Here is a 23014-nt window from a genome sequence, read left to right as displayed (position 1 = left end):
GCTACTTGCCGTTGGTGTAACGAAACGGACGGTCGCGAGATTCCTGACGACCGCCGTATGTCGACGGTGTTAACGCTTCGAGCGTAACCGGCAGGAACCCCTATCGGTCGCCTCAGCCCCGTCCTGAAGTGGACCTTGGTCCACTTTACGGGATATTGCGAGATTTGCAGATGGTGCGACGCCGGTCACTCACCACGACAACCTCGCAATCCACCCACTCTCAGCGCAGCGAAACGATACCGAACTCCGGCAACCGGGATCGGCCCCCGTCACCCGACAGTGACTCCGCACCGGCCCCGGCAAACCGTCAAGTGACGCCCACCACCCCCTGACGACACCCTGCGACTGCCTCGCCGACTTCCTCCCGAGCGACCGTTACGTCCGGTTCACCCAGCTCGGTGTCCCGGTTCCCGGGCCGTCAAGGCTGGTTCTCGTGGCGGTGAGGTGGTCCCGGAGGGCGGCCAGGGCGGGGTGACAGTTGTCGCGGTGCCAGAGCAGCGAATGCGGGTAGACCGGGGTGGGGCCGGTCACCGGGATGCGGCGCAGCCCGTGGCCGGCAGGCCAGACGAGGCGGGTCTGTGCACCTATGAAGGTGGCCAGGGCCGGGGTGTCGGCGACGGTGTCGAGCAGTGCGTCAGCGCCGAGGTTGGGACCGGTCGCCTCGATGGTGAGAGCGAACTCGGCGACGAGGTCGGCGTAGTAGGCGGCCCATTCGGTGCCGGGAGTGATGCCGGGCATCCAGATACGGTGCCCGGCGAGGTGGGCGACTCTCACCGATCCGGCCGATGCCAGCGGGTGGGCGGGGCCGGTGAGCAGGTGGAGCGGCTCGTCGAGCACCCGGAGGGTCTCGATGTCCCCGGGGAAGGGCCGGCCCGGCATGGCGACCGCGCGGAAGGACGCGTCGATCGCTCCGGACCGCAGGGCGCCGACGGCCGTGTCGATGTCGAACAGTTTCAGCACGTCGAGCTCGATCTCGGGATGTGCCTGGTGGAAGCCGCGCAGCAGGCCGGTCGTGGCGAGACGTGAGGCGATCACGTCGACGCGCAGCGGACGACGGCCGGGGCGCACCGCCGCGGCCGCGCGCTCGGCGGCGCGTAGCAGTTCGCGGGCATGGGGCAGAAACGCCTGCCCGTCGATGGTCGGTTCAGCGCCGCGCGGCGTGCGGGTGAACAGCCGTACGCCGAGGTCGCGCTCGAGCGCGGCGATGCGTTTGGAGACGGCCTGCTGGGTGATCGCCAGCTCGGCGGCGGCCTCCTGGAACCGGCCCGCCCCGGCAACGGCGACGAAGGTGCGCACGGCGTCGAAGTCCATGCCGACAGACCGTACCGTCACAACTCTTGGTTGTTGCTCAGGGCGTGTCGGTTGTTGGATATGCAGCTATTCCGCCTGTTTGAATCGCGGTCATCAACTCAACGTTGTTCAGGTGAGACGGTGAGGGCGACCGGGTGACAACGGCACGGCAGTTCAGGTGGCTCTGGACGGCGTACACGGCGAGCACTTTCGGCACGTGGCTCGGGTTCGGCGCGTTCCCCCTGATCGCGATCCTGGTGCTGCACGCCGGCCCGGTCGAGGTGGCGCTGCTGTCGGCTGCGGGATCGGCCATCGGTGCGGTCGTCGCGGTGCCGCTCGGCCCGTGGGTGGAGTTTCGCCGGAAACGGCCGGTGATGGTGGCGATGGACCTGATCCGGTTCGCCGCCTTGATGAGCGTCCCCGCCGCGTTCGCGCTCGGCCGGCTGACCTTCACCCAGCTCGTCCTGGTGGCGATCGTTGCCGCCGCGTGCGACATCACCTTCAAGGCGGCCGGCGGCGCTTACCTGAAGACCCTGGTCCCGCGGGCGGGCCTGCTCGTCGCGAACGGCCGGTTCGAGGCGACCACCTGGACCGCCACCGTGGTGGGACCACCGCTCGGCAATGCCGCGATCGGGCTGTTCGGTCCCGTGACAACCGTGATGATCGATGCGGTCAGCTATCTCCTCTCGGCACTGAGCCTGCGGGCGATCGGAGGACCGGAGCGACGGCCCGATCGCATTGCCGGCGTACGGCTGAATGCCGGTGACCTGCTCGACGGATGGCGCGCCATCCTTGCCCACCCCGCACTGCGCCCGTTGTTCTTCAACACGGTCCTGGTCAACGGCCTGATCATGGCGGCCTCGCCGCTGCTCGCCGTCCTCATGCTCGACCGGCTCGGGTTCGAACCCTGGCAGTACGGCCTGGCCTTCGGCGCACCGTGCGTCGGGGGACTGATCGGCTCACGACTGGCCCCGCCGCTCGTCACCCGGTTCGGGCGACACCGGATCCTGCTCACCGCCGGCGCACTGCGCGCCTGCTGGCCGCTCGGGCTCGCCTTCGTCGGCACCGGCACCGCGGGTCTGGTGCTCGTCATCGCCCTCCAGTTCGGGCTGGTCACCTGCATGGGAGTGTTCAACCCGGTGTTCGCGACCTGCCGGCTCGACCAGACGCCGACGACCCGGGTCGTCCGCACGCTGTCGGCGTGGTCGGTCACCAGCAACGCCACCGTCGCCGCCCTGACCGCGCTGTGGGGATTGCTGGCCACCATCACCAGCCTTCGCACCGCGATCGCTGCCGCCGGTCTGCTGATCCTGGCCACGCCGTTCCTGCTGCCCCGGCACGACCGCACCACGGAATCCGGCTGTTCAGCGGCTCCGGTCGACGCGGTCGACGAAACCGCCGACCGCGGTGGCGAAGGCGGCGGGCGCCTCCTGCGCGACGAGATGCCCGACGTCCGGGATCGTGACCGCGGTGACGTCGCCGGCGACCTGGCGCATCGTCCGTTCGGTGAAGGGGGCGTTGATGCCGTCGACGGCGAGCACGGGAACGGTCAGCGGGCGCGACTCGGCCAGGGCCCGCATCCGGTCACCGCCGGTCAGGGAGGAACGGTAGAGCCCCTCGGTGCCGCGCCAGCCGCCCGGCCGCGCGTAGGTGCGGGCGAACTCGCCGAGGTCGGCCTCGGTGACCGCGCCCGGCACCGTCGTCATCACCGAGACGGCCCAGTCGAGTACCACCCGCTCGCGGCCGGCCAGGAACAGCTCCGGAATTCCCGGGGCGGCCAGGAAGCCCACATGCCAGGAGCCGCCGTTCCGCACGTCGGCCAGCATCTCCCAGCCGTACCCCGGAAGGGTGGTCTCGACGCCGGTGAAACTGAGGACGTCGCCGGGGTGGGTGGCCGCGAACGCGAAGACCGGCGTGCCGCTGATGTCCTGGCAGGTCACGTGCACGGGCCCGACGCCGAGGTGGGCGACCAGCCGGTGCAGGTCCTCGGCCGTGGTGGCCACGTCGTGGTCGCCGTCGGCGATACCGGAATCGCCGAAGCCGCGCAGGTCGACGGCGAACACCCGGTGGGTGGCGGCGAGCATCGGGATGACGTCGCGGAAGGCCCACCAGGACTCCGGCCATCCGTGCACCAGCAGGATCGGCGAGCCGGTGTCGCCCGCCGAAACGTAATGCAATGTGGTGCCGTTGATCTCGGCAGTGTGGTGCGTGACGCCCGCAACGGTGGGTGAGGTGGTCGCGAAAGAGCTGGTCATGCGAGAACTCCCAAGATAGACAACCAGGTTGACTCCAGTGTTGGACAACCTAGTTGTCCATGTCAAGGGGAGATCTAGACTGTGGCCATGTCCTCACGATCCGGCGCCGATCTCGCCCTGCTGCTGCTGGGCAGCTACCGCAATCTGGTGGACGAAGTGGTCCGGGAGCTGGCGAACCGGGGATACCCCGACGCCCGGCCGTCGCACGAGTACGCGATCCGGGCCATCCGAGCCGGCGCCGACAGCGCCTCGGACCTGGCCCGCAGACTCGCCATCACCAAGCAGGCCGCGGCGAAGACGATCGCCGCACTCGTCGAACGCGGGTACGTCACCACCGAGACCGACCCCGCCGACATCCGCCGCAAGAACATCCGGATCACCGACCACGGGATCGGGCTGATCACCGTGGGCACGGCGATCTTCGACGAGGTGCGGGCCCGCTGGGAACTGCGTCTGGGCACCGCCGAGCTCGCCGAGCTGGAAACGCAGCTCGCCCAATTCGTCGGCGACTCGCCCATCAACCTCGACGCGCCGGGCTGGGCGGCGGGACAGGAACTGCGCTAAGCCACATCGGGTGGGTCACGGCGAGCCGAGACCCGCCAGATGCACCCTATCCGGCGGCCGGACGGGGCGTGCCGAACGCGGCCAGCGCCGACGCGAGATCGCCGACCTGCCCCGACAGCTGCGACACCCGGGTGTGGGCCGCGTCCGCGTCGGCCCGGGCGCCGGCCAGGGTGCGACGGACCTCCTCGGCCTCGGCGGCGAACCGGTCCGCGTCGGCGCGGGCCCGGACCGTCTCCGCCTGCGACGCGGCCAGCCGCGACGCCTCCGCGGCCACCGCCTCGCCCAGCCGGGCCACCTCCGCCCGCACCGCCTCCGTCTCCGCGCGCGCCGACGACAAAGCGGCCTCCGCCGACGCCCGCGCCGCCTCCATGTCCGCCCTCGCCGACGACAGGGCGGCCTGCGCCGACGCGAGCTCGGCACGGCCAGACGACAGATCAGCCCGCGCCGACCGGGTCTGCGCCTCGGCGTCCGCGAGAGCGGCCCGCGCCTCGGCGAGCTCCTCCTGCGACTGCGACCGGGCCTGCCGCTCGGCGTCGCGTTCCCGGACCGCGGTGTCGTGGGCGGACCGCGCCGACGACGTCTCGGCCAGCGAACGGGTCAGCTCACGGCGTACGGCGTCGTTCTCGCGGCGGGCCGTGTCCAGCTCGCGGCGCAGCTCGTCGGTCTCCTGGCGGGCCGCGTCGCGGGCGGTCTCCGCCTGCAGGCGCCCCGCCGCCGCCGTGTCCGCCGCGGCCCGGGCCTCGTCACGGGCGGTGAGCGCGTCACGGGTGTCGGCCGCCGCGGCCTGGGCGAGACGGTGCGCGGTGTCGGCCTCCTGGCGGGCGTCGTCGCGTTCGGCGCGGGCGGCGACGGCCTGCTGGGTGGCCGTCGCGGCGGCCTCGGCGGCCCGGTCCGCGTCGTGGCGGGCCTCGTCGCGGTCGGTGTGCGCGGCCGCGACCTGCCGCGACGTCTCTGCCCGGACCTCGGCGACCTGGCGTTCGACCCCGGAGGGCGACATCTCGCCGTGCAGCGACTCGCTCAGCGTGGCGACCATCTGGTCCAGGCGCTCCACGACCTCCCACGTGCGGGCGACCTGACCGGCCAGGCCGGGCGACGACCGGTGCCGCATCCGCACGTTGCGCGACGCGCGCTGGCACTCACCGTCGTTGTCGCGGCAGTAGCGGAACGGCCGGCCGGCCGAGGACCGCTGCGGCACCGGGCGCCCGCAGTGCGCGCACGGGCGCGACTCCACCACGAGGTCGTCGGCGGTGTGCTGTCTCGGGAGCGACAGGAGGCTGGGATCGGTGTCATCGTCTGCCATGGCGATCAGACCCTAACCCCACCCACCGACACTTTTCCGCAAGCGCGCCAGACGACCCGCGGTCAATGGGCCAGGACCAGGTGCAGGCGCCGCTCCACCCAGCGCAGCTCCTCCTCCAGGCGGTTCAGCTCACCGTCCAGCGCCTCCGGCAGGCTCCCGGAGCGGGCGGTCTCCTCGATACCGTCGCAGATCGCCGCGACCGCGGCCGCCCCGATGTTGCCCGCCGCCCCCTTGAACGTGTGGGCCTCCTCCTCGAACGCGGTCACCGCCCCACCGGCCAGGGCCGCGCGCAACGCCGCCAGGTGTCTCGGGGCGCGCTGCAGGAACGACTCGACCAGGCGGTCCACCAGGGCCAGCTCCGGGCCGGTGTGATCGCCGGCGAGCTCGTCGAGCCGGCGCCCGACCGGATCGTCCTGGTGCCCGGTCACCGCCTCCGGCAGGGCCGGGAGCGCCGGACTGCCCTGCACCCACCGGTCCAGGGCGTGCTCGAGCTCGACCGGGTTGACCGGTTTCGACAGGTAGTCGTCCATCCCCGCGGCCAGGCAGCGTTCCCGGTCGGCGACCAGGGCGCTGGCCGTCATCGCGATGACCGGGGTACGCGGGGCACCGGCGGCCTCCCGGCGGCGCAGCTCCGCCGTCGCGGTGAACCCGTCCATGCGCGGCATCCGGCAGTCCATCAGGATCGCGTCGTACCCGCGGGTGGCCGCCATCTCCAGCGCCCGCACCCCGTCGCCGGCCACATCCGTCTCGTACCCCAGCGCGGTCAGCACCCCCACGGCGACCATCTGGTTGATGTCGTTGTCCTCGACCAGCAGCACCGTGCCCTTCACCGCCGCCACGGCCGGGACCGTCATGACCGCGACCGGTACGGCCGGGCACTGGGCCAGCACGTCGTACAGGTCGGAGCGGTGCACCGGTTTGGGCAGGTACGTGACGTTGCCGGGCGCACCGGCCGCCGGGGCGGCCCCCTGTACGACCACGTGCACCGTGGGGATGCCCTGTTCGGCCTCGACCGCCCGGGCCAGGCCGGAGGTGTCCACGTCCCCGGCGTCGGCGTCGAGCAGCAGCACGTCGTAGGGGCGGCCCCGGGTCGCGGCCTGCAGCAGTGCGGTCATCGCCGCCGGGCCGGTGTCGGCGCCGGTCACGGTCAGGTGCCAGCGGCGCAGGTCCGCCTCCAGTGCCGGGCGTTCCGGGCCGGTGCCGACCAGCAGCACCCGCAGCCCGGCGGTGTCCGGCGCGGGGACGGTCTCGTCACCCTGCGCCGGCTCGAACGGGATCACGCACCAGAACGTGGAACCCTGCCCGGGTTCGCTGTCGACCCCGATCGTGCCGCCCATCGCCTCGGCCAGCTGCTTGCTGATCGCCAGGCCCAGACCGGTGCCGCCGTACACCCGGGTGGTCGACGCGTCCGCCTGGGTGAACGGCTCGAACAAGCGTTGCGCGTCGGCCGGGGTGATGCCGATACCGGTGTCGGTCACCTCGAAACGCACCACCGGATGGTCCCGGTCACCGGCGAGGTCCGCGCGGATCGTGACACTGCCCTTGCCGGTGAACTTGACCGCGTTGCCGGCCAGGTTCAGCAACACCTGACGGACCCGGCCGCCGTCACCTCGTACCGTGCGGGGCAGCTGCGGACCACGGCGGGTGACCACCGTCAGGCCCTTGTCCTCCGCGGCCGGCGCGACCAGCGCCGCGGTCTCCGCGAGCAGCGCGCCCAGGTCGAAGTCGCCCGGGTCGAGGACCACCTTCCCGGCCTCGATCTTGGAGAAGTCGAGGATGTCGTTGATGACCCCGAGCAGGGCGTTGCCGGCCGAGTGGATACCCGCGGCATACCGGCGCTGCGCCGCGTCGAGGTCGGTGCCCATCAGCAGCGAGGCCAGACCCAGGACGCCGTTCATCGGGGTACGGATCTCGTGGCTCATGGTCGCCAGGAACTCCGTCTTGATCTGCGACTGGGCCACCGCCTCGTCCCGGGCCAGCTCCGCGGTCTCGGTGGCCCGGCGCAGCTCGGTGACGTCCAGCGACACCCCGCAGATCGCGGTGAGCTCGCCGTCGGCGTCGAACAGCGGGAACTTGTTGGACTCGAACAGCCGCCGGCCGCCGTCGGCGGACTCCAGGACCTCCTCCATGTGCACCGGGCCGGCGTGCGCGAGCAGGTCGTTGGCCCGCCACACCGGGGCCAGCGACGGATCCAGGTCCACGTCGGTACGCCCGAGGATCTGCGCCTCGGTGAGCCCGAACGCCCGCTGGAACGTCTCGTTGGCCAGCAGGTACCGCCCGTCGAGGTCCTTGATGTAGATCGCCGACTGACTGTTCGTGATCACCGCGAGCAGCATCGCGGCCTGCGCGTCGCGTTCCGCCTCGGCCTGCGCCCGGCCGGCGGCGACCTGCTCGCGCAGCTCCAGGTCGTGGCGGCGCTGCTGCTCGTGCGGGTCCTCGAACAACGCGCCCGTGCCGGCCAGCAGCACCCCGTAGTTGCGCCGCAGGCTCCAGTAGTAGACGCCGACCGCCGCGGTCAGCACGTCCCAGGTGGCGCTGGGCCACATCGGCCACCCGGACTCCTCGTGCATGACCGGCATCCCCGACGCGGTGTACGCGGCCTGCCAGTACATGACGGCGTGCAGAGCGTGCCCGACCGCGCAGCTGAAGAAGATCATGGCGGTGGCGCCGGCCAGCCGGTTGGTGCGTACCTGACCCGCGCGTACCACCGGCACCAGGATCGCCAGCGTGATCGCCGCGTACGCGCACGCGATCACGATGTTGCCGACCAGCGCCCACTGCAGTGCCATGTCAGCCTGATCGGCCCGTGCCGCTCAGCGCTTAGCGGCCAGGAAGTCCTTGATCGCCGGGGCCAGCGCGGGCGCCTTGACGATGTGGGTCTGTCCCGGCAGCGTGGCGTACTCCGCCCTCGGCAGGGCCTCGCTGAGTGCCTTCGCCGCGTTGCGCATGTACTGCGGGCTCTTGCCGCCGTCGAGCACGATCGCCGGGATCGTCACCCGCGCCCACCGGGCGGGGTCCAACGGCACCCCACGGCCGGTGTCGCCCAGGATGCGCAGATCGTGGGGGAGTGTCGGGGCGACCGGCTTCATCTTCCGGAACGGTGGCAGCAGCGACATGATCGTGACCGCGAACCCGGGCATGCCGACGCTGCGCAGGAATTTCTTGACCGCGCCGCCGTGGTCGCCGGCCGCGATCAGCGCCTCGGTCTCGGGCAGGAACGTGTCCGGGCGCGGCGGGTGGGTGCCGTCGACGATGAACGGTGGCTCGTACACCGCCAGCGCGGTGAATCCGGGCACCGCGTTCGCGGCGTCGGCGGCCAGCACCGCCCCGGACGAGACACCCACCAGCGCGGCGGAGCCACCGGCCGCCGTCAGCAGCGCGGCCAGGTCCTCGACCTCCCGGCGCGGCTCGTACGGCCGGGTGTCGCCGCTCTCGCCGCGCCCGCGCCGGTCGTAGAGATACACGGTGAACGTGTCCGCGAGGGCGGCGGCCAGCTCGCGCATCGGCCCGAAACCGCGGTAGCACATGGCCCCGTCGACGAGGATCAGCGCCGGTCCCGAACCGAGCGTCTCGTAGCCGATCGTCGTGCCGTCGGCCGAGGTGAGCGTACTCATGCGATGGTTCCTTCCGGGGCTGTGGTCAGGGCGTCGCTGAACACCATGGAGCCGTGGAAGCCCCTGATGAAACGGTGGAACCCGGCGTCGGTGACGATCGCCAGTGCGTGCGGGTCCGCGTGGTAGACAGTGCCGGTCAGCTCCGCGCGTACCCGGTCGCCGGGTTGCGGGCGCGATCCGAGACCGAACCGGGCGTGCAGCCGCGACCAGGCGTCCGGCCAATCGGTGACCGGCGGCCCGAACGACGTCGACGGTGCCAGCGCGCGGCCCGGGAACCGCCGCAGGTACTCGACCAGGGTGTGGAAGAACAGCCGGGTGCCGTACCCCATCGCCTCGAACTCCTCGGCCCAGTCGTCGCCGGGCAGGAAGCCGCTGGTCACGGCGCGCAGCACGGTCGACGAACGGTCAACACCCTCGATCAGATATTCGTACGCGACGAAGCGGCCGTCCGGGGCGGTGTCGCTCGCGTACGCGAAGCGGTGCCCGGGGTCGGCGGCGCTGATCGTGCCGGCCGGGATCCAGTCGTCCCCGAACGAGGTCCGTACGGTGTCCCCGTCGACCTCGGTGCGCCCCACGAACCAGGAGCTGATCCCGGGCCCGGTGGCGATCGCGTCCCACACCTGTTCGGGGGACGCGGCGACCTCGGCGCTCAGGTGCGTCTCGAACTCCTTGCCCATCCGCCTCATCCTTCCCGGGTGACGCTCGGGTGCACGGCCACCACGATGCGGTGACCTCGGCCGCCGGGCGCGTTCTCGTCGTGGTACCGGCCGACCAGGGCGGTGACCGCCACGGTCAGGTCCTCGGCGAACGCGGCCCGGTCGGCGGCGCTCGCGAAGCGGACCTCGCCGTCGATGGCGAACGTCGCCACCCGCTGCCTGGTCCGCGACGCGCCGGTGACCAGCTCGCCGACGTCGCGGACCAGCCGTGCCGCGACCGCCAGCAGCCACCGCGCCGACAACCGGTCCGGGGAGCGGGACGGGTCGGGGGCGACCGCGGCCATCGCCGAGGGGGAGATGACGTAGCCGGCGGCGGTGGCCCGCATCATCCGCTCGGTCATGTTGCCCTTGCGGCGCTCCTCGACCAGCTCGATCAGGCCGTGCTGCTCCAGCGTGCGCAGGTGGTAGTTGACCTTCTGCCGGGGCAGTCCGATCCGGGCCGCGAGCATGCTGGCCGACCCCGGCTCGGCCAGCATGGCGAGCAGCCGGGACCGGATCGGATCCAGGCTGACCGCGGCCGCGGCCGGGTCCTCGATCACTGCGACGTCTTCCATCCGGCCACTCTCCCACCGACAATTAAATTTGTCCAGGCGGCTCGACACGTCGGTGCCCTACTGTCGACACCTGTGCCGACACCATCACCGGACCTCGCTCCCGCCGGGGCCGAAGCACTCCCGCACAACACGATCAACGGCGTCACCGGCGGGATCTGGCGGGTCCCCGGCCGCGGCGTCCTGAAGATCGCCACGCCCGGCCGGCCCGGCGCCGCCGCCCACTTCCAGGCCTCCGGCGAACCCGGGCACTGGAACTACTGGCGCCGCGAACCGCTCGCCTACCGTAGCGGCCTCGCCGGCACCGCGTTCGCCGACGCCGGCCTGTACGCGCCCGAGCTGCTCGACGCCGAGGACCGCCCCGACGGATCGGTGGCGCTGTGGCTCGAGGACGTCGCCGGCACCCCCGGGCCCCGGTGCGGCAGCGCGGAGCTGGGCGACGTCGCGTACCGGATCGGCGCCGCACAGGCCCGCCGGCTCGACCACCCACCGGCGCAACCGTGGCTGGCCCGCGACTGGCTGCGCGACTACACCAGCGCCCAGCCCGTCACGCCCGGCCTCGACTGGGACCACCCGGTCGCGGTCCGGACCTGGTCGCCACGCCTGCGCGCCGACCTGCGGACCCTCTGGGAACGCCGCGGTGACCTGCTCGCCGCCGCCGACCGGCTGCCGCGCACCCTGTGCCACCACGACCTGTGGCCGATGAACCTGGTCATCGCACCGCGCGGGCCGGTGCTGCTCGACTGGGCCTTCGTGGGGCCGGGCGCGATCGGCGAGGACGCCGCGAACCTGGCCCTCGACTCGTTCTTCGACGGCCTGATCGACATCGCGCTGCTCGACGACGTGGTCGACGCGGTCATCGACGGCTACCGCCGGGGCCTCGGACACCCGGACACGGACCGCGCCATCAAGATCACCGGGGCGGCGAAGTACTACTGGCTGGCCCCACGCATGATCATGGCCGCGTCCCGGCCGCCGCGCGACGGCGCCTACGACACCCGCGACACCGAGGCGACGTTCCTCGGCCGCGCCCCGGTGCTGGACATCGTCACCCGCTGGGCGAAGGAGGCTGTCTACTGAGCCGGCGGGAAGTGCAGGTGCCAGCCACCGGCGCGCCACATCAGCCGGGTCAGCGACAGCGGCGCCACGTCCAGGCTCCATACCCGCTCGTCGGGCAACCCCAGCGCGTGGGTCAGCGCCGCCCGGACCACGATCGGATGCGCCACCACCACGACCCGCTGCCGGGCCATCGCGTCCAGCCACCCGCCGACCCGCTCACGGACCCGCGCCAGCGACTCCCCGCCGTGCGGCACCGCACCCGGGTCGGTCAGCCAGCGTTGCAGGCCCGCCGGGTCGGCCAGCGCCACCTCGTCGAGACCCAGGCCCTGCCAGCGGCCGAAATCCGGGTCCGCCAGCGCCGCCTCGGTCAGCGCCGAGTGCCCCACCGCCTGGGCGGTCTCGCACGACGCCCGCGCCGGGGACGACACCCACAGGTCACCGCGGCCGAACGCGGACAGAGCGAGGGCGGCCTTACGGCCGCCCTCGTCCAGGTCCTCGTCACCGCCGAACCGTGCCCCGCGCAGCGACGCGGTCGGCGCGCAGGCGAGCAACCGGAGCCCACTCACACCGCTACGGACTCCGCCTCGACCGCGGGGGTCACCGGCTTGTCCCGGCCGCCGAGCCGGGCCAGCAGCGCCGCGAACGCGATGCCCAGCGACACCCACAGCGTCACCTGCGTGCCCAGTGACGTGATCCGGAAGTTGTACAACAGGCTCGGCGGGAAAGTCTCCGGCACCTCGTCGATGTTCGGCAGCAGCACGTAGCCGACCACCACGACGACCAGGAACGCGCCCAGCCCGGCGAGCAGCCGCAGCCACTCCGGCGCACCGGAGCGCGGTGACCGGGACGCGAGCACCCCGGCCCAGACCGCGACCAGGCCGATCACCACGATGGCGAGGTAGCCGATGGTCCGCTGATCGATCGTCGACGGATCACCGACGGCCGGCGGGTTCGGCGGATACTTCACGAACGGCACCAGGACCAGCCCGGCCAGGGCCGCACCGGCCAACCCGAGCGCGGCCCGGGAGTCGTCGGCCGTACGCAACCGGCGGCGCAGCACGGTGTACGCGGTGGCGAGCAGGCCGCCCATCGCGACGCCGTACAGCGCGGTGGCCAGGAACAGCCCGCCCTTCTGACCGTCACGGGAGACGAGGGCTTCCTCCTCGTCGTGCGAGTGCCCGGCCTCGCCCGCGGCCGGGGCCTCGGCCTGCGCGGCCGCCTCTTCGATGGCGATCGCCGCGTCGACCTTGGGCTCACCCAGGGAATACGCGAAGACCCCGGCGAGCAGGCCGGCGACGAGGCCGGCGAGCAGGCCCCGGATCAGGATGGCGCCGTAGGTCGGCGCGGTGCGGCGCTCGGTCAGTGGCACGGGACGCCGAGCAGGTGACGACCGTCGTGCATGAGCTCGTGCAGGAACATCCCGCTCTGCGACACCGCGCCCTGGTCGAACGCGACCAGGTAGGCGAGCAGCAGCAGACCGGCCACCACGGCGGTGGCGGTCACGAGCACCCGGGGGGAGACCGCGGGGGCGTTGAGCGGGCGAACCGCTTGAATGTCAGACATAGGTAACAGACCTTCCTTGCGGGATGAACGCGTCCCGATGAACAGGCCTGCGACGCATGAGTGTCCTGACTCACGGACCCGGGAGGCCCGGGTATCCGTTCACAGTGGCGCGACCGCACCGGAATCTCACCGGTTTCCCTCACGACGCCGCAGAAATGGTTCCCTCAACCTAGCTGTGCGCAGGTGAGCCGGTCAATCGAGCGGCGTGCCCACCCCGGCCACCGGGTCGCCGCAACGGCCCCGGCCTCGGTAGCATCCAACCCGGTCGTTGTACGGGGGAAACGGATGAACAAGGTCATGAGCAGGGCGGTCGCTTCCGCCGCGGTGTCCTGCGTGCTGGGGTTCGGCGTCGTGCTGCTGCCCGCGACACCCGCGCAGGCGTTCGTGTGCCAGCAGGAGCCCGGCGTCGCGCAGGTGAGCAAGGCCACCCCGTACGAGGACCAGATGTTCGACCCGGAGCGGCTCGCACCGTTCGCCACCGGTGCCGGGATCCGGGTCGCCGTGCTCGACTCCGGCGTCGACGACACCCACCCCCAGCTGCGCGGCCGGGTCGAGCGTGGCAAGGACTTCCTGCACGGCCACCCCGACGGGCGCCAGGACTGCGTCGGGCACGGCACCGGGGTGGCCAGCATCATCGTGGCCGGGACCGCCGCCGACGCCGGCCTGCGCGGCCTCGCCCCGGGCGCGATCATCGTCCCGGTCCGGGTCAGCGAGCAGACCGACACCGCCAACGGCGGCACCACCGGCCAGCCCTCCGGGCCCGGCACGTTCGCCGCCGCCATCGACTGGGCCGCCAGCCCGTCCGGCGGCAACGCCGACGTCATCAACATGTCGCTGGTCATGACCGACGACAGTGACAAGGTCCGGGCCGCCGTGGCCCGCGCGGTGGCCGGCGGGGTCGTGGTCGTCGCCGCGGTCGGCAACGCCGGCAGCGAGGACAAGGGCAACCCGAAGCCGTACCCCGCGTCGTACCCCGACGTGATCGGGGTCGGGGCGATCGACGTCAACGGCGTACGCGGCGACTTCTCCCAGCACGGCGACTACGTCGACATCATGGCCCCCGGCGTCGCGGTGACGTTCGCGGCCCGCCGCGGCGGCCACACCTCCTCCGACGGCACCAGCTTCGCCACCCCGTTCGTGGCGGCGACCGCGGCCCTGGTCCGGCAGCGGTTCCCGTCGCTGAACCCGGCCCAGGTCGCCCGGCGCATCCTCGCCACCGCCGACCCGGCCCCCGGCGGCTCGCGCAGCGACGGGTACGGCGTGGGCGTGCTCAACCCGTACCGCGCGCTCACCGAGACCCTCGGCCCGGAGACCCCGGCCCCGGCCGCGCCCCGGGTCATGATCACCGACGATCCGGCCGCGCTCGCGCTGCAGGCCCGCCGGTCCGACGCCCGCGACATGTCGCTGCTCCTGGCGGCCGGCGGCGCCGGTGTCGTGGTGCTGGTCGTCGTCGCCGCGGCCGCTTTCCGTCGCGGCCGCCGCCGGGGCTGGCAGGCCGCCGACCCCGCCCCCCGCCCGTAACGGCGTGGTCCGGCACCGGCCGCTCTGCTTGACTGGCCGGTGTGGACGATCCGACGGCACTGTTCATCGGCGGTCTGGCGTACGCGGGCCCCCGCCTGCGGCTCGACATCCTGCGCCCGGCCGCACCCGCCGGCCCGCGCCCGCTGGTGGTGTACGTGCACGGCGGCGGCTGGCACGAGGGCGACCGTGGGGCCGGCATGCATCCGTGGCTCAACCCGCTGCTGGTCGCGCACGGTTTCGTCACCGCCAGCCTCACCTACACGCTGAGCGGCGAGGCGCACTGGCCGGCACCGCTGGACGACGTCCGGGCCGCCCTGCGCTGGCTGCGCGCCCACGCCGGTGACCACGGTGCCGACCCGGCCCGGATCGGGATCTGGGGGCACTCGGCCGGCGCGCATCTCGCCGCGACGGTGGCGCTGACCGCCACCGGTGCCGACCGGGTCCAGGCCGTCGCGCTCAGCGCGGTGCCCGCCGACCTGCGCGGCGAACGCCTCGACAGCGGCAACGAGGTGGCCCGGCTGATGGGCCCGGCCGGTGACCTGGCCGAGGCCAGCCCGGTCTGCCACGTGCACGCCGCGGCACCGCCGTTCCTGATCGCCCACGGCACGGCCGACGCCGTCGTGCCGGTGTGGCAGGGCGAGCGCCTGCGGGACACCCTCGTCGCCGCCGGTGCCGGCGTGCGCTGGGTTCCGGTCGACGGCGCCGGCCACGAGTGGGCCGACCTGCCCGGCCCGGCCGGCGACGAGCGGGCCGGAACGTTCGGCGCCGTGGCCCTGCCGTTCTTCCAAGAAGCACTAACTTTTGTACAGAACGTACGTCCTGTACGTTAAAGCGATGCTGATCGTCCTTCGCGACCCCTGTATCCGCCAGCTGCTGCCCGGGTTCGTCGCGTCGTCACTCGGGGACGGGATGAGCGCTGTCGCGGTCAGCTGGCTCGCGCTGCAGATCGCCCCCACGGACCGGCGGGGCACAGCCGTGGCGCTGGCCGTGGCCGCGTACACGGTCCCCGGGGTGCTCGGCACTTTCCTGCTGGCCCGCCCGTTGCGGGGAAGGACCGGCGGTCAGCTCGTCACCGGCGACTCGGCGCTGCGGGCGGTGGCACTGGGCGCGATCGCGGTGGCCGCCGCCCTGGACGCGCTGAGCCTGGGACTGTTCGTCGCCCTGCTCGCGATGTCGTCACTGCTGCATTCCTGGGGATCCGCCGGGACCTACACCCTGCTCGCCGAGCTCCTCCCGAAAAGTGAGCACGTCCCCGGCAACGCCCTGCTCACCATCTGCAACCAACTCGGGGTGCTCGTCGGGCCGTTACTGGCGAGCGTGGTCATCGCGTGGCACGGCGCGGGATGGGTCATCGCCCTGGACGCGGCCAGTTTCGCGGTCCTCGCCGTGGTGTGCCACCGGGTCGCACCCCGACGCGAACGGCAACCGGACGCACCACAACCGTCGCGGGGCACCGGGTTCCGGGTGATGCTCGCCGACCGTCAACTGCTCGGCCTGCTGGTGCTGACGTTCGTCTTCTACGCGCTGTACGGGCCGATCGAGGTCGGCCTGCCGATCCACGTCGCGGACGACCTGCACGCCCCGGCATCGCACCTGGCGTGGTATTTCACCGCGTTCGGCGGCGGGGCGGTGCTCGGTGGCCTGGCCGCCGGCAGCCTGCGCGCCCGGCCCGTGTGGCCCACCGTCGGCGCCATCGTCATCGGGGTCGGCGCGGCCCTGCTGCCGGTCGGCCTGGGCGCACCGGTCGCGGTGTCGGTGGCCTGCTTCGGCCTGGCCGGGATCATGTACGGCCCGTTCGGCGCGATCACCGTCGCCCTGTTCCAGCGGTCACCGCAGCGGACCCCGGTGCTCGCCGCCCGGCGTACCGTCATGATCCTGTCCGGCCCGGTCGGGGTCGGCGCCGGCGGCGTGCTGGTGACCACCGCCGGCGCGCTGCCGGCGATCCTCGTGTCAGCGGCCGCCACCCTGGTCCTCGGCGTGCTCACGACCGCCGTCGTGCTGCTGAAACGGGTCCACTGAGGCGGCCGCCCCGAACTCCTGCACACCGAGCACCGGCCCGGTCGCCGGACCGCCGCGCAGCCGCAGCACCTGCGGGGCCGGTCCGTCCAGGGCCCGCAGCCGCTCGAGATCGGCCGCCGAGATCAGCGCCGCGATCGGTTTGCCGTGCCGGGTGACGACGATGCGCTCGGTGCCGTACGCGGCCCGGTTGACCAGGTCGGCGAACTCGGCACGCGCCTGTGTCACGGGAACGGTGTAGTCCATGCCTCCGAGAATAGCCAGCCGGGCACCGTGTCAGAGCGTGCCGATCCGGGCCAGCCCGCCGATCTCCAGCGCCACCCAGATCGCACCGTCCGGGCCGACGGTGAGGCCATGCGGTTCGGAGTCCGGCGTGGGCAGATCGTGGGTGGTGATCTCGCCGGCCGGATCCCGGTGACCGACCCGGTTGGCCACCCACTCGGTGAACCACAGGTCACGCGGACCGGCCGCGGTGACAGCGTGTGGCCGCGAAGCCCGGTCCGGCAGCGGGAACTCAGTGATCTCGCCATCGGTGCTGATCCGGCCGAGCTGACCCGCGCCGATCTCGACGAACCACAGCGCCTCGCCGTCGGCGGTGATCCCGACCGGGGCCGCACCGGCCGTGGGCAGGTCGAACACGGTGACAGTGCCGTCGGTGGTGACCCGGCCGATCGCGTTGGCCCGGTTGAGGGTGCACCACAGCGCACCGTCCGGACCCGCGGTGATCATCGCCGGGAACGAGTCGGCCGGCAGCGGGAACTCGGTCACCTCACCGTCGGTACTCATCCGTCCGATGCGGTGGGTGTTCATCGCGGTGTACCAGAGTGCACCGTCCGGCCCGGCCGCGATCCCGTACGGCCCGGAACCCGGAGCCGGCAGCGCGAACGCGCGCACCGCACCGTCCACCCCGATCCGGCCGAGATGACCGTCCTGAGCGCGGGTGAACCACAGCGCGCCATCCGGGCCGGCGCAGATCGCGGACGGCTGCGACGCCGGGGCACCCAGGTCGTACGTGTGGATGTCACCACCGGGAACGACTCTGATGATCTGCCCACGGTGGACACCGGTCGCCCACAGTGCCCTGTCCGGGCCGGTGACGACGTGGTACAGGCTCGGGCCGACGATGATGTCCACGTTGTCACAGTAGTTGCAGCGCGGCGCGAAGGTTGTTCCCGGCTGCGGGCAGCAGCGGCAGCCGTACCGAAGGGGTCGGGATCCGGCCCTGGGCGTGCAGGACGGCCTTGATCACCGTCGGGTTGGGCTCGGCGAACAGGGCCAGCGACAACCGGGCGAGACCGGGCCCGCGACCCTGGTCACCGGCGGCCAGGGCGGCGAACGACGCGGTCGCCACGTGCGCGGACGCGAGGATGCCGCCGCGCACACCCATCGTCAGCAGCGGGGCGAAGAACGCGTCGTCGCCGGCCAGGACCGCGAAACCGGGCGGCGGATCGGCCAGCAGATCGACCGTCACCGCATCGATGCCGCCCACCGCGAGCTTCATCCCGGCGACGTTGTCCAGCGCGGCGATCCGGCGCAGGGCACCGGCCGGCAACACCTGACCGGTCCGGTACGGCACGTGGTACACCAGCACCGGCGCCGCACTGCGGGCCGCGAAGTCCGCGAGATACGCCACGACACCGTAGGCACCAGCCCCCGGGCACCGTCACGGAGCACGTCGTGCGCCAGCCGTTCCAGAGCCGGCAGCGCGACCTCACCGTCCGTGCCGGACGGGGTGATCAGGGGGACGAAAACACCGTCGAAGGTCATGACATCGAGCTTCGACCCCCACCACCATAAGGTCCAGTTCCGATGGGTACGGGCAACCGTAAGCTGACCTTATGCTCGACGTCCGGCGTCTGCGCCTGCTGCACGACCTGTCCCGCCTCGGCACGATCGCCGCGGTGGCACACCTGCACACGTACACCCCGTCGGCGGTGTCCCAGCAACTCGCCGCGCTCGAACGCGAAGCCGGGGTGGCCCTGCTCGAACGCAGCGGCCGTGGCGTGACGTTCACCGCCGCCGGGCGGGTCCTGGCCACCGGGGCCGCGACCGTGCTGGCGGCCCTCGAAAACGCGGAAGCAGCCCTCGCCGCGGTCGTCGGCGGGCTGACCGGACCGTTGCGCATCGGCGCGTACCCGTCCGCGGTCCGGACCCTGCTCGCACCGGCCCTGGTGGCGCTGGGCCGCGACCACCCCGGCCTGGAACTGCGGGTCACCGAACTCGACCCGGTCGACGTCCCGGCGGCCCTGCACGACCGGGACCTCGACGTCGGCCTGCTCAACGACTACGACGTGGTCCCCGCCGTCGCCGACCCCACCCTGGACACGACCCCGCTGCTCGACGAACAGGTCCACCTCGCCGTCGGGGCCCACGACCGCGCCGATGACGTCGGTTCCTACCGCGACCGGGACTGGATCCTGGCCGCACCGGGCACGCTGTGCCACACCGCGACCCGGCAGGTGTGCGCGGCCGCCGGCTTCGAACCCCGGGCCCGGCACCACGCCGACGACTTCGCGACCGTCCTCACCCTGGTCGCGGCCGGCCAGGGCATCTCGCTCGTCCCGGAACTCGCCGCGGCCCAGCCGCCACCCGGCGTCCGGCTCATCGGCCTGACCACCCGCCGCCGGACCCGCATCGCCTACCGCCGCGGCGCCGGCGCCCGCCCGGCGATCGCCGCTTTCACGATCGCCCTGCAAGCCGCCGCCGCGGAAATCTCAGGAGAATCCTTCTGACAGAACTTCTACCGACGTCGGGTGCGCCGGACACAGGTCGGCCGTCGGGGTACCACATCACCGTGCCAGGCCGGACAACGCGGCGAATCCACGGCGGACCGCGACCAGTGACGCCTCGGCGCCGAACGGGGAGCGGGCCGCCACGTCCGTGATCCGGTCGCCGCCGGCGTGGCCCTCGCGGATCAGCCGGGCCAGCTCACCGAGCTGCTGATGCTGGGCGGCCACGAACGCCCGGTTCACCGGCGCGCCGTGCCCCGGCACCACGACACCGTCCGGTGCGACCAGGGCCAGCAGCGCGGCCACCGTGTCCGGCCACTGCAACGGAAAGGCATCATCACCGTACGACGGTGGGGCGCCCTGCTCCACCAGGTCACCGGCGAGCGCCACCCCCGCGTCGGGCACGTGGACCACCAGGTCACCGCCGGTGTGCCCGCGGCCGAGATGATGCAGGGACACGGTACGGCCGGCCACGTCGACGGTCACCGACGAGCGCACGAGCCGGTCGGGTACCCGTACGGTGACCTCGGCGAGGCCGGCGGCCAGCTCCGGTTCCTCGGGCAGCCATTGCTCGTACCAATGCCGTTGCAGGCTCTCACCATGATCGCGCAACTCCCGCGCGGCGTCCTCATGCGCCCAGATCGGCACCCCGGGCCCGGCCAGCGTCGCGTTGCCGAAGCAGTGGTCAAAATGGTGGTGGGTGTTCACCACGATCAGCGGATCACGGGTGATCGCGCGGATCGCACCGGCCAGCTCGGCGGCCTGGCCCACGGTGGACAGCGTGTCCACCACCAGGGCCGCGCCGGGGGAGGTGACCAGCGTGACGTTGACGTCCAGCACCGGGTACCGCAGGACGTACACCCGGTCGGCGATCTCCTCGAAGGCGGTCGGCGTCACCGGGCGTCCAGCAGCTGCGGGCGAAACGTCCACACCAGGGCCTTGACGTGGTCCCAGCCGGTGATCTCCACATTCCGGGTCCGCGGGCTCCCCGTGCCGGCGGTCAGATCCCAGCCGCAGGTGATCCGCAGCCCACCGGCCGTCCCGACCTCACCGTGCCATTTCTCCCGGCCGCCGGCGGGTACGGACCGCACCACCGACCCTCTGAACCCGCACCGGAAGCGGCCACCGAGGGTGGCGTACAGGTTCGCGCCGTCACGTTCGACCGCCACCGTCTCGATGAGCAACGCCAGATACGTGCAGTCCAGCTCGGCGACGGTCAACGCTCCGCCCTCGGCTGCCGGGCTCCTCTCGACGTCCGGCGCTTCCAGCCCGTCCCGGGCATGGCCACGGACCTGCCCGGCCAGCTCGCCGACCGCGGGCCCCACGGCGGCGGCGAGCGTGCAGCCGCCGATCTGCTCGATCATGGCCACCCCGGCACGGCCCCGGGCGTCCAGGACGGCGTCGACGGCGAGGTCGGGACAGTCGAACGCCACCCCGATGCGCCGGGTGACCAGGTAGTCGGCCTTGGTCTCGTCCAACAGCGCCAGCTCCTGGACGACGGCGGGCGCGTGCTCTTCGAAGGCGGCCCGGGCCGCGGGATCGGTGAGGTCGAGACCCCGCAGCGCGCGCAGGCTGCGACCGATCCGATGGAGGGTGGCGGAACTCTGCACGGTGGCCCGCACCCTCGGCGCGCGCCGGGCGGCCTTCCCGAGCCGGATGTCGAGCAGCGCGGGTGCGAGGACGTGGACGCCTTTCTGCCCGTTGCAGTCCCCGCACGCGGGAGCAAGATTGGCCGGCAGGTGCAGGTCGAAGTCATCGGGCAGGCCATGATCGCGCGTCAACCGCCGTAGGTCATCGTCGGTGACGGTGTGTGCGATGAGGTGGTCGATCTGGATCTCGTGAAACGCTTTGGGCCGTTCGCAGACGTGGCACCGGCGACCCCAGGCCTCGTACAGGGCGTCACGCAGCACGCTGTTGTCGCCGCCCGGAACATACCGCGCCTCGGTCACGCACGTCCTCCTCCCAGCACCGTCACGGGTAAAGTGACCCTACGCCCACTCGTCGACCCTGGGAGCAGACGGTGCCGACCGGATACGCACTGCACGACCCGCGGCAGCAGTTGGTCGCCGCCGCCGAGCGGGTGCTGCTGCGCGAGGGCGCGTCCGGTCTCACCGGCCGTTCGGTGACCGCCGAGGCGGGCGTGGCGAAGGGCGTGCTCCACCGTCACTTCCCCGACTTCGACACCTTCGTCGCCCACCTGGTCACCGAGCGGATCCGCGGATTCCACGACGTCACGGAGCACCTCACCGTCCGGCTCGGACAGGCGACCGTGTCGGAGAACGTCGCGATCGCGCTCCGGGAACTGCTCGATCCCGTCGTCCTCGCGCTGGTGCCGCTGATCATCGCCCACCCGCAGATCCGCAACCGGATCGCCACGAACAACCGGCCGGGCCCACCCCTGCTGTCCGACGCGGCAGCCGTGGTGCAGGACTACCTCTCACGCGAGCAGCGGCAAGGGCGCATCACGGCCACCGCGGACATCGGCACCGCCGCCCTGTCCGTCATCGCCACCGCCCACCTGCTCCTCGCCGGCGAGCTGGGTGCCCTGCCCACCACGGACGCGATCGTCGAGGTCACCGAGAGCATCCTGGTCGGCATCGAACGCAACCCGAAACGATGATCAGCAGGTGAACGGTTCCGAGATCCAGACTGCCTTCGACGACGTCTTCGACCAGGCCCTGGTCTTTCACGGCTTCGCCGACTACATGCGCGACTACGACGTGTACATCTATGCGACCGCCGATCCCCGCACCGGTATCCCTCCACAGCACCTCCGGTACCGCTTCAAGCACTGCGTCCGCGCCGCCACGACCTCAGCGGTGCCACCACAGGTCTGGAAACGATCGCTCGACGAACGGCTCGTGGACGACGAACAGCGCGCCGACCTCGACGGGTACGTGTGGGGTGTCCGGTGGCAGGTCCTCTATCCAGGCTTGACCCTGGTCGCGGACTCACCCGACGCGCAGCAGTGGTCTCACCACCTGAGCCTGCCGTTCCATGAGGCGACCATCGAGACGAACGGCCACACCATCGCGCTGGTGTTCTCCGACCTGATCGTCGATGCGATAGAACCGGGGTACGCCCCCTTCGCCGTGACCGACTGAGAATGTCTCTTCTCGTTCGAGTTGGCGGTCCATGGCAGCGTAGGCGTGGCTGAGCCAGTCGGTGAAATCTCGGGGTTGGTGGAGACGTGCGGGCATGCGGACCTCGCTTGGAGATGATTGACGGCCGCTACAGCGGTGAGGTCGCCCAGCAGTCCGACGAGCAGGCCAAGCGCGACTTGGCCATCAGCGCGGCCGCCGAGTTGGGCGCAGACCTCCGGCAATGCGCTGCCATCGGCGACGGGCGTTCAGACATACCACTGTTCGGCACGGTCGGCTGCGCCGTCGCGTTCAATGCGACTCTGGAATCTCGTGCCGCCGCCAGCGCAGCCGTGAACAACGCTGATCTTCAAGCCGTCCTGCCAATCCTCAGCGCCTGGCTGGACACCCATCCTCCATGCCTGCGAACTGACCAACGCGCCAAACGCTGAGAGAAAGCCTCTCTCAGCATTCGCGCGTCCTGCACGTCACAAGGCGAGAGCGCAGCATTCCCCCTCATCACCCCGAGACTCGTGCGAACCTCCGAGATCTTCACGTGCTCGCCCGGGATCGCCAACTCGGACCGGATGAGAACTCGCCAGACCTTCGCACGGTCACCGCCGGGATCGCCGGGGTCAACCGCGAAGCGACGATCGCATCTGGGACTGTAAGAAAAACGGTGTAACTCCTGATCAAGGAGACGCACCTGATGACTGTCATGACGGATGCCGTGGATACTTCCGCGGTGGCGAAGAA

General features: G+C 72.1%; 24 protein-coding genes, 1 pseudogene and 1 riboswitch. Of the genes and pseudogenes, 10 read left to right on the top strand and 15 right to left on the bottom strand.

Features of this window, described 5'->3' with window-relative positions; genetic code table 11:
• Window positions 1-375: 375 nt before the first annotated feature.
• Window positions 376-1311, bottom strand: a complete 936-nt coding sequence (locus tag ACIA6A_RS40305; protein WP_396103430.1) for a LysR family transcriptional regulator — start codon at window positions 1309-1311, stop codon at window positions 376-378.
• A gap of 134 nt (window positions 1312-1445) precedes the next feature.
• Between ACIA6A_RS40305 and ACIA6A_RS40300 the strand changes: the two are divergent.
• Window positions 1446-2561 (top strand): annotated as a pseudogene (locus ACIA6A_RS40300) (MFS transporter); the annotation flags it as partial.
• 93 nt (window positions 2562-2654) lie between these two features.
• Here ACIA6A_RS40300 and ACIA6A_RS40295 read toward each other — a convergent pair.
• Window positions 2655-3545, bottom strand: coding sequence for an alpha/beta fold hydrolase (locus ACIA6A_RS40295; protein WP_396103478.1), 891 nt, complete (start codon window positions 3543-3545; stop codon window positions 2655-2657).
• 87 nt (window positions 3546-3632) lie between these two features.
• Between ACIA6A_RS40295 and ACIA6A_RS40290 the strand changes: the two genes are divergently transcribed.
• The gene (locus ACIA6A_RS40290; RefSeq protein ID WP_396103429.1) at window positions 3633-4109 is read left to right on the top strand and encodes a MarR family winged helix-turn-helix transcriptional regulator; all 477 of its coding nucleotides are present in this window, start codon (window positions 3633-3635) and stop codon (window positions 4107-4109) included.
• A gap of 46 nt (window positions 4110-4155) precedes the next feature.
• Here the strand turns inward: ACIA6A_RS40290 and ACIA6A_RS40285 are convergent, their stop codons facing one another.
• The 5 genes from ACIA6A_RS40285 to ACIA6A_RS40265 all read right to left on the bottom strand — a co-directional run bounded on the left by ACIA6A_RS40285 (window position 4156) and on the right by ACIA6A_RS40265 (window position 10293).
• Window positions 4156-5409, bottom strand: coding sequence for a serine/threonine protein kinase (locus ACIA6A_RS40285; protein ID WP_396103428.1), 1254 nt, complete (start codon window positions 5407-5409; stop codon window positions 4156-4158).
• A gap of 62 nt (window positions 5410-5471) precedes the next feature.
• Complete coding sequence (locus ACIA6A_RS40280) at window positions 5472-8198, bottom strand: ATP-binding protein (RefSeq protein ID WP_396103427.1); 2727 nt, start codon at window positions 8196-8198, stop codon at window positions 5472-5474.
• Window positions 8199-8222: 24 nt separating this feature from the next.
• Entirely contained in the window at window positions 8223-9023 is an 801-nt protein-coding gene (locus tag ACIA6A_RS40275; protein ID WP_396103426.1) for an alpha/beta fold hydrolase, read from the bottom strand.
• A complete protein-coding gene (locus ACIA6A_RS40270) occupies window positions 9020-9700 on the bottom strand; it encodes an SRPBCC domain-containing protein (RefSeq protein ID WP_396103425.1) in 681 nt (226 codons plus the stop codon). Before ACIA6A_RS40270 ends, ACIA6A_RS40275 begins: the two co-directional genes overlap by 4 nt.
• Window positions 9701-9705: 5 nt before the next feature.
• Window positions 9706-10293, bottom strand: coding sequence for an ArsR/SmtB family transcription factor (locus ACIA6A_RS40265; protein WP_396103424.1), 588 nt, complete (start codon window positions 10291-10293; stop codon window positions 9706-9708).
• Between the two features lie 72 nt (window positions 10294-10365).
• On the opposite strand from ACIA6A_RS40265, the gene ACIA6A_RS40260 reads away from it, so the two are divergent.
• A complete protein-coding gene (locus ACIA6A_RS40260) occupies window positions 10366-11370 on the top strand; it encodes an aminoglycoside phosphotransferase (protein ID WP_396103423.1) in 1005 nt (334 codons plus the stop codon).
• Here ACIA6A_RS40260 and ACIA6A_RS40255 read toward each other — a convergent pair.
• The 3 genes from ACIA6A_RS40255 to ACIA6A_RS40245 are packed head-to-tail and all read right to left on the bottom strand — an operon-like array spanning window position 11364 to window position 12912.
• On the bottom strand, window positions 11364-11915 hold the full coding sequence (locus ACIA6A_RS40255) for a histidine phosphatase family protein (protein ID WP_396103422.1): 552 nt from the start codon (window positions 11913-11915) through the stop codon (window positions 11364-11366). The genes ACIA6A_RS40260 and ACIA6A_RS40255 overlap by 7 nt on opposite strands.
• On the bottom strand, window positions 11912-12718 hold the full coding sequence (locus ACIA6A_RS40250; protein ID WP_396103421.1) for a CbtA family protein: 807 nt from the start codon (window positions 12716-12718) through the stop codon (window positions 11912-11914). The genes ACIA6A_RS40255 and ACIA6A_RS40250 overlap by 4 nt, the downstream gene beginning before the upstream one ends.
• Window positions 12709-12912: a CbtB domain-containing protein gene (locus tag ACIA6A_RS40245; protein WP_396103420.1), complete on the bottom strand. Its 204-nt coding sequence runs from the start codon at window positions 12910-12912 to the stop codon at window positions 12709-12711. The genes ACIA6A_RS40250 and ACIA6A_RS40245 overlap by 10 nt, the downstream gene beginning before the upstream one ends.
• A 60-nt stretch (window positions 12913-12972) precedes the next feature.
• Window positions 12973-13050, bottom strand: a riboswitch (cobalamin riboswitch).
• Between the two features lie 147 nt (window positions 13051-13197).
• Here ACIA6A_RS40245 and mycP point away from each other — a divergent pair.
• Genes mycP through ACIA6A_RS40230 form a run of 3 tightly spaced genes read left to right on the top strand, consistent with a single transcriptional unit; the run spans window position 13198 to window position 16452 of the window.
• On the top strand, window positions 13198-14433 hold the full coding sequence (gene mycP / locus ACIA6A_RS40240) for a type VII secretion-associated serine protease mycosin (protein WP_396103419.1): 1236 nt from the start codon (window positions 13198-13200) through the stop codon (window positions 14431-14433).
• A gap of 41 nt (window positions 14434-14474) precedes the next feature.
• The gene (locus ACIA6A_RS40235; protein ID WP_396103418.1) at window positions 14475-15263 is read left to right on the top strand and encodes an alpha/beta hydrolase fold domain-containing protein; all 789 of its coding nucleotides are present in this window, start codon (window positions 14475-14477) and stop codon (window positions 15261-15263) included.
• 4 nt (window positions 15264-15267) lie between these two features.
• Window positions 15268-16452, top strand: a complete 1185-nt coding sequence (locus ACIA6A_RS40230) for an MFS transporter (RefSeq protein ID WP_396103417.1) — start codon at window positions 15268-15270, stop codon at window positions 16450-16452.
• Here ACIA6A_RS40230 and ACIA6A_RS40225 read toward each other — a convergent pair.
• The 3 genes from ACIA6A_RS40225 to ACIA6A_RS40215 are packed head-to-tail and all read right to left on the bottom strand — an operon-like array spanning window position 16384 to window position 18082.
• Window positions 16384-16695, bottom strand: coding sequence for a type II toxin-antitoxin system Phd/YefM family antitoxin (locus tag ACIA6A_RS40225; RefSeq protein WP_396103416.1), 312 nt, complete (start codon window positions 16693-16695; stop codon window positions 16384-16386). The genes ACIA6A_RS40230 and ACIA6A_RS40225 overlap by 69 nt on opposite strands.
• Before the next feature lie 30 nt (window positions 16696-16725).
• Entirely contained in the window at window positions 16726-17583 is an 858-nt protein-coding gene (locus tag ACIA6A_RS40220; RefSeq protein WP_396103415.1) for a virginiamycin B lyase, read from the bottom strand.
• Window positions 17584-17587: 4 nt separating this feature from the next.
• Window positions 17588-18082, bottom strand: a complete 495-nt coding sequence (locus ACIA6A_RS40215) for a dihydrodipicolinate synthase family protein (RefSeq protein ID WP_396103414.1) — start codon at window positions 18080-18082, stop codon at window positions 17588-17590.
• A gap of 205 nt (window positions 18083-18287) precedes the next feature.
• Here ACIA6A_RS40215 and ACIA6A_RS40210 point away from each other — a divergent pair, with 205 nt between their 5' ends.
• Window positions 18288-19181, top strand: coding sequence for a LysR family transcriptional regulator (locus tag ACIA6A_RS40210; protein WP_396103413.1), 894 nt, complete (start codon window positions 18288-18290; stop codon window positions 19179-19181).
• 57 nt (window positions 19182-19238) lie between these two features.
• Here the strand turns inward: ACIA6A_RS40210 and ACIA6A_RS40205 are convergent, their stop codons facing one another.
• Both ACIA6A_RS40205 and ACIA6A_RS40200 read right to left on the bottom strand, forming a co-directional pair.
• Complete coding sequence (locus ACIA6A_RS40205) at window positions 19239-20075, bottom strand: MBL fold metallo-hydrolase (protein WP_396103412.1); 837 nt, start codon at window positions 20073-20075, stop codon at window positions 19239-19241.
• The gene (locus tag ACIA6A_RS40200; RefSeq protein WP_396103411.1) at window positions 20072-21127 is read right to left on the bottom strand and encodes an HNH endonuclease; all 1056 of its coding nucleotides are present in this window, start codon (window positions 21125-21127) and stop codon (window positions 20072-20074) included. The genes ACIA6A_RS40205 and ACIA6A_RS40200 overlap by 4 nt, the downstream gene beginning before the upstream one ends.
• A 71-nt stretch (window positions 21128-21198) precedes the next feature.
• Between ACIA6A_RS40200 and ACIA6A_RS40195 the strand changes: the two genes are divergently transcribed.
• The 3 genes from ACIA6A_RS40195 to ACIA6A_RS40185 all read left to right on the top strand — a co-directional run bounded on the left by ACIA6A_RS40195 (window position 21199) and on the right by ACIA6A_RS40185 (window position 22710).
• Window positions 21199-21798: a TetR/AcrR family transcriptional regulator gene (locus ACIA6A_RS40195; RefSeq protein ID WP_396103410.1), complete on the top strand. Its 600-nt coding sequence runs from the start codon at window positions 21199-21201 to the stop codon at window positions 21796-21798.
• 7 nt (window positions 21799-21805) lie between these two features.
• A complete protein-coding gene (locus tag ACIA6A_RS40190) occupies window positions 21806-22282 on the top strand; it encodes a hypothetical protein (protein WP_396103409.1) in 477 nt (158 codons plus the stop codon).
• Window positions 22283-22395: 113 nt separating this feature from the next.
• Window positions 22396-22710 carry an HAD hydrolase family protein gene (locus tag ACIA6A_RS40185; RefSeq protein WP_396103477.1) on the top strand — a complete coding sequence of 105 codons (315 nt, stop codon included), beginning with the start codon at window positions 22396-22398 and terminating at the stop codon, window positions 22708-22710.
• Window positions 22711-23014: the final 304 nt, after the last annotated feature.

Origin of the sequence: Actinoplanes sp. NPDC051494 (assembly GCF_044454705.1) — a bacterium.
GTDB lineage: Bacteria > Actinomycetota > Actinomycetes > Mycobacteriales > Micromonosporaceae > Actinoplanes.
This window is presented reverse-complemented; position numbering and strand designations above follow the sequence as displayed.

Coding starts and splice junctions, on each gene's coding strand:
- ACIA6A_RS40305 (WP_396103430.1), bottom strand. CDS start 1,311: ATGGACTTCGACGCCGTGCGCACCTTCGTCGCCGTTGCCGGGGCGGGC.
- ACIA6A_RS40295 (WP_396103478.1), bottom strand. CDS start 3,545: ATGACCAGCTCTTTCGCGACCACCTCACCCACCGTTGCGGGCGTCACG.
- ACIA6A_RS40290 (WP_396103429.1), top strand. CDS start 3,633: ATGTCCTCACGATCCGGCGCCGATCTCGCCCTGCTGCTGCTGGGCAGC.
- ACIA6A_RS40285 (WP_396103428.1), bottom strand. CDS start 5,409: ATGGCAGACGATGACACCGATCCCAGCCTCCTGTCGCTCCCGAGACAG.
- ACIA6A_RS40280 (WP_396103427.1), bottom strand. CDS start 8,198: ATGGCACTGCAGTGGGCGCTGGTCGGCAACATCGTGATCGCGTGCGCG.
- ACIA6A_RS40275 (WP_396103426.1), bottom strand. CDS start 9,023: ATGAGTACGCTCACCTCGGCCGACGGCACGACGATCGGCTACGAGACG.
- ACIA6A_RS40270 (WP_396103425.1), bottom strand. CDS start 9,700: ATGGGCAAGGAGTTCGAGACGCACCTGAGCGCCGAGGTCGCCGCGTCC.
- ACIA6A_RS40265 (WP_396103424.1), bottom strand. CDS start 10,293: ATGGAAGACGTCGCAGTGATCGAGGACCCGGCCGCGGCCGCGGTCAGC.
- ACIA6A_RS40245 (WP_396103420.1), bottom strand. CDS start 12,912: ATGTCTGACATTCAAGCGGTTCGCCCGCTCAACGCCCCCGCGGTCTCC.
- mycP (WP_396103419.1), top strand. CDS start 13,198: ATGAACAAGGTCATGAGCAGGGCGGTCGCTTCCGCCGCGGTGTCCTGC.
- ACIA6A_RS40230 (WP_396103417.1), top strand. CDS start 15,268: ATGCTGATCGTCCTTCGCGACCCCTGTATCCGCCAGCTGCTGCCCGGG.
- ACIA6A_RS40225 (WP_396103416.1), bottom strand. CDS start 16,695: ATGGACTACACCGTTCCCGTGACACAGGCGCGTGCCGAGTTCGCCGAC.
- ACIA6A_RS40210 (WP_396103413.1), top strand. CDS start 18,288: ATGCTCGACGTCCGGCGTCTGCGCCTGCTGCACGACCTGTCCCGCCTC.
- ACIA6A_RS40185 (WP_396103477.1), top strand. CDS start 22,396: ATGATTGACGGCCGCTACAGCGGTGAGGTCGCCCAGCAGTCCGACGAG.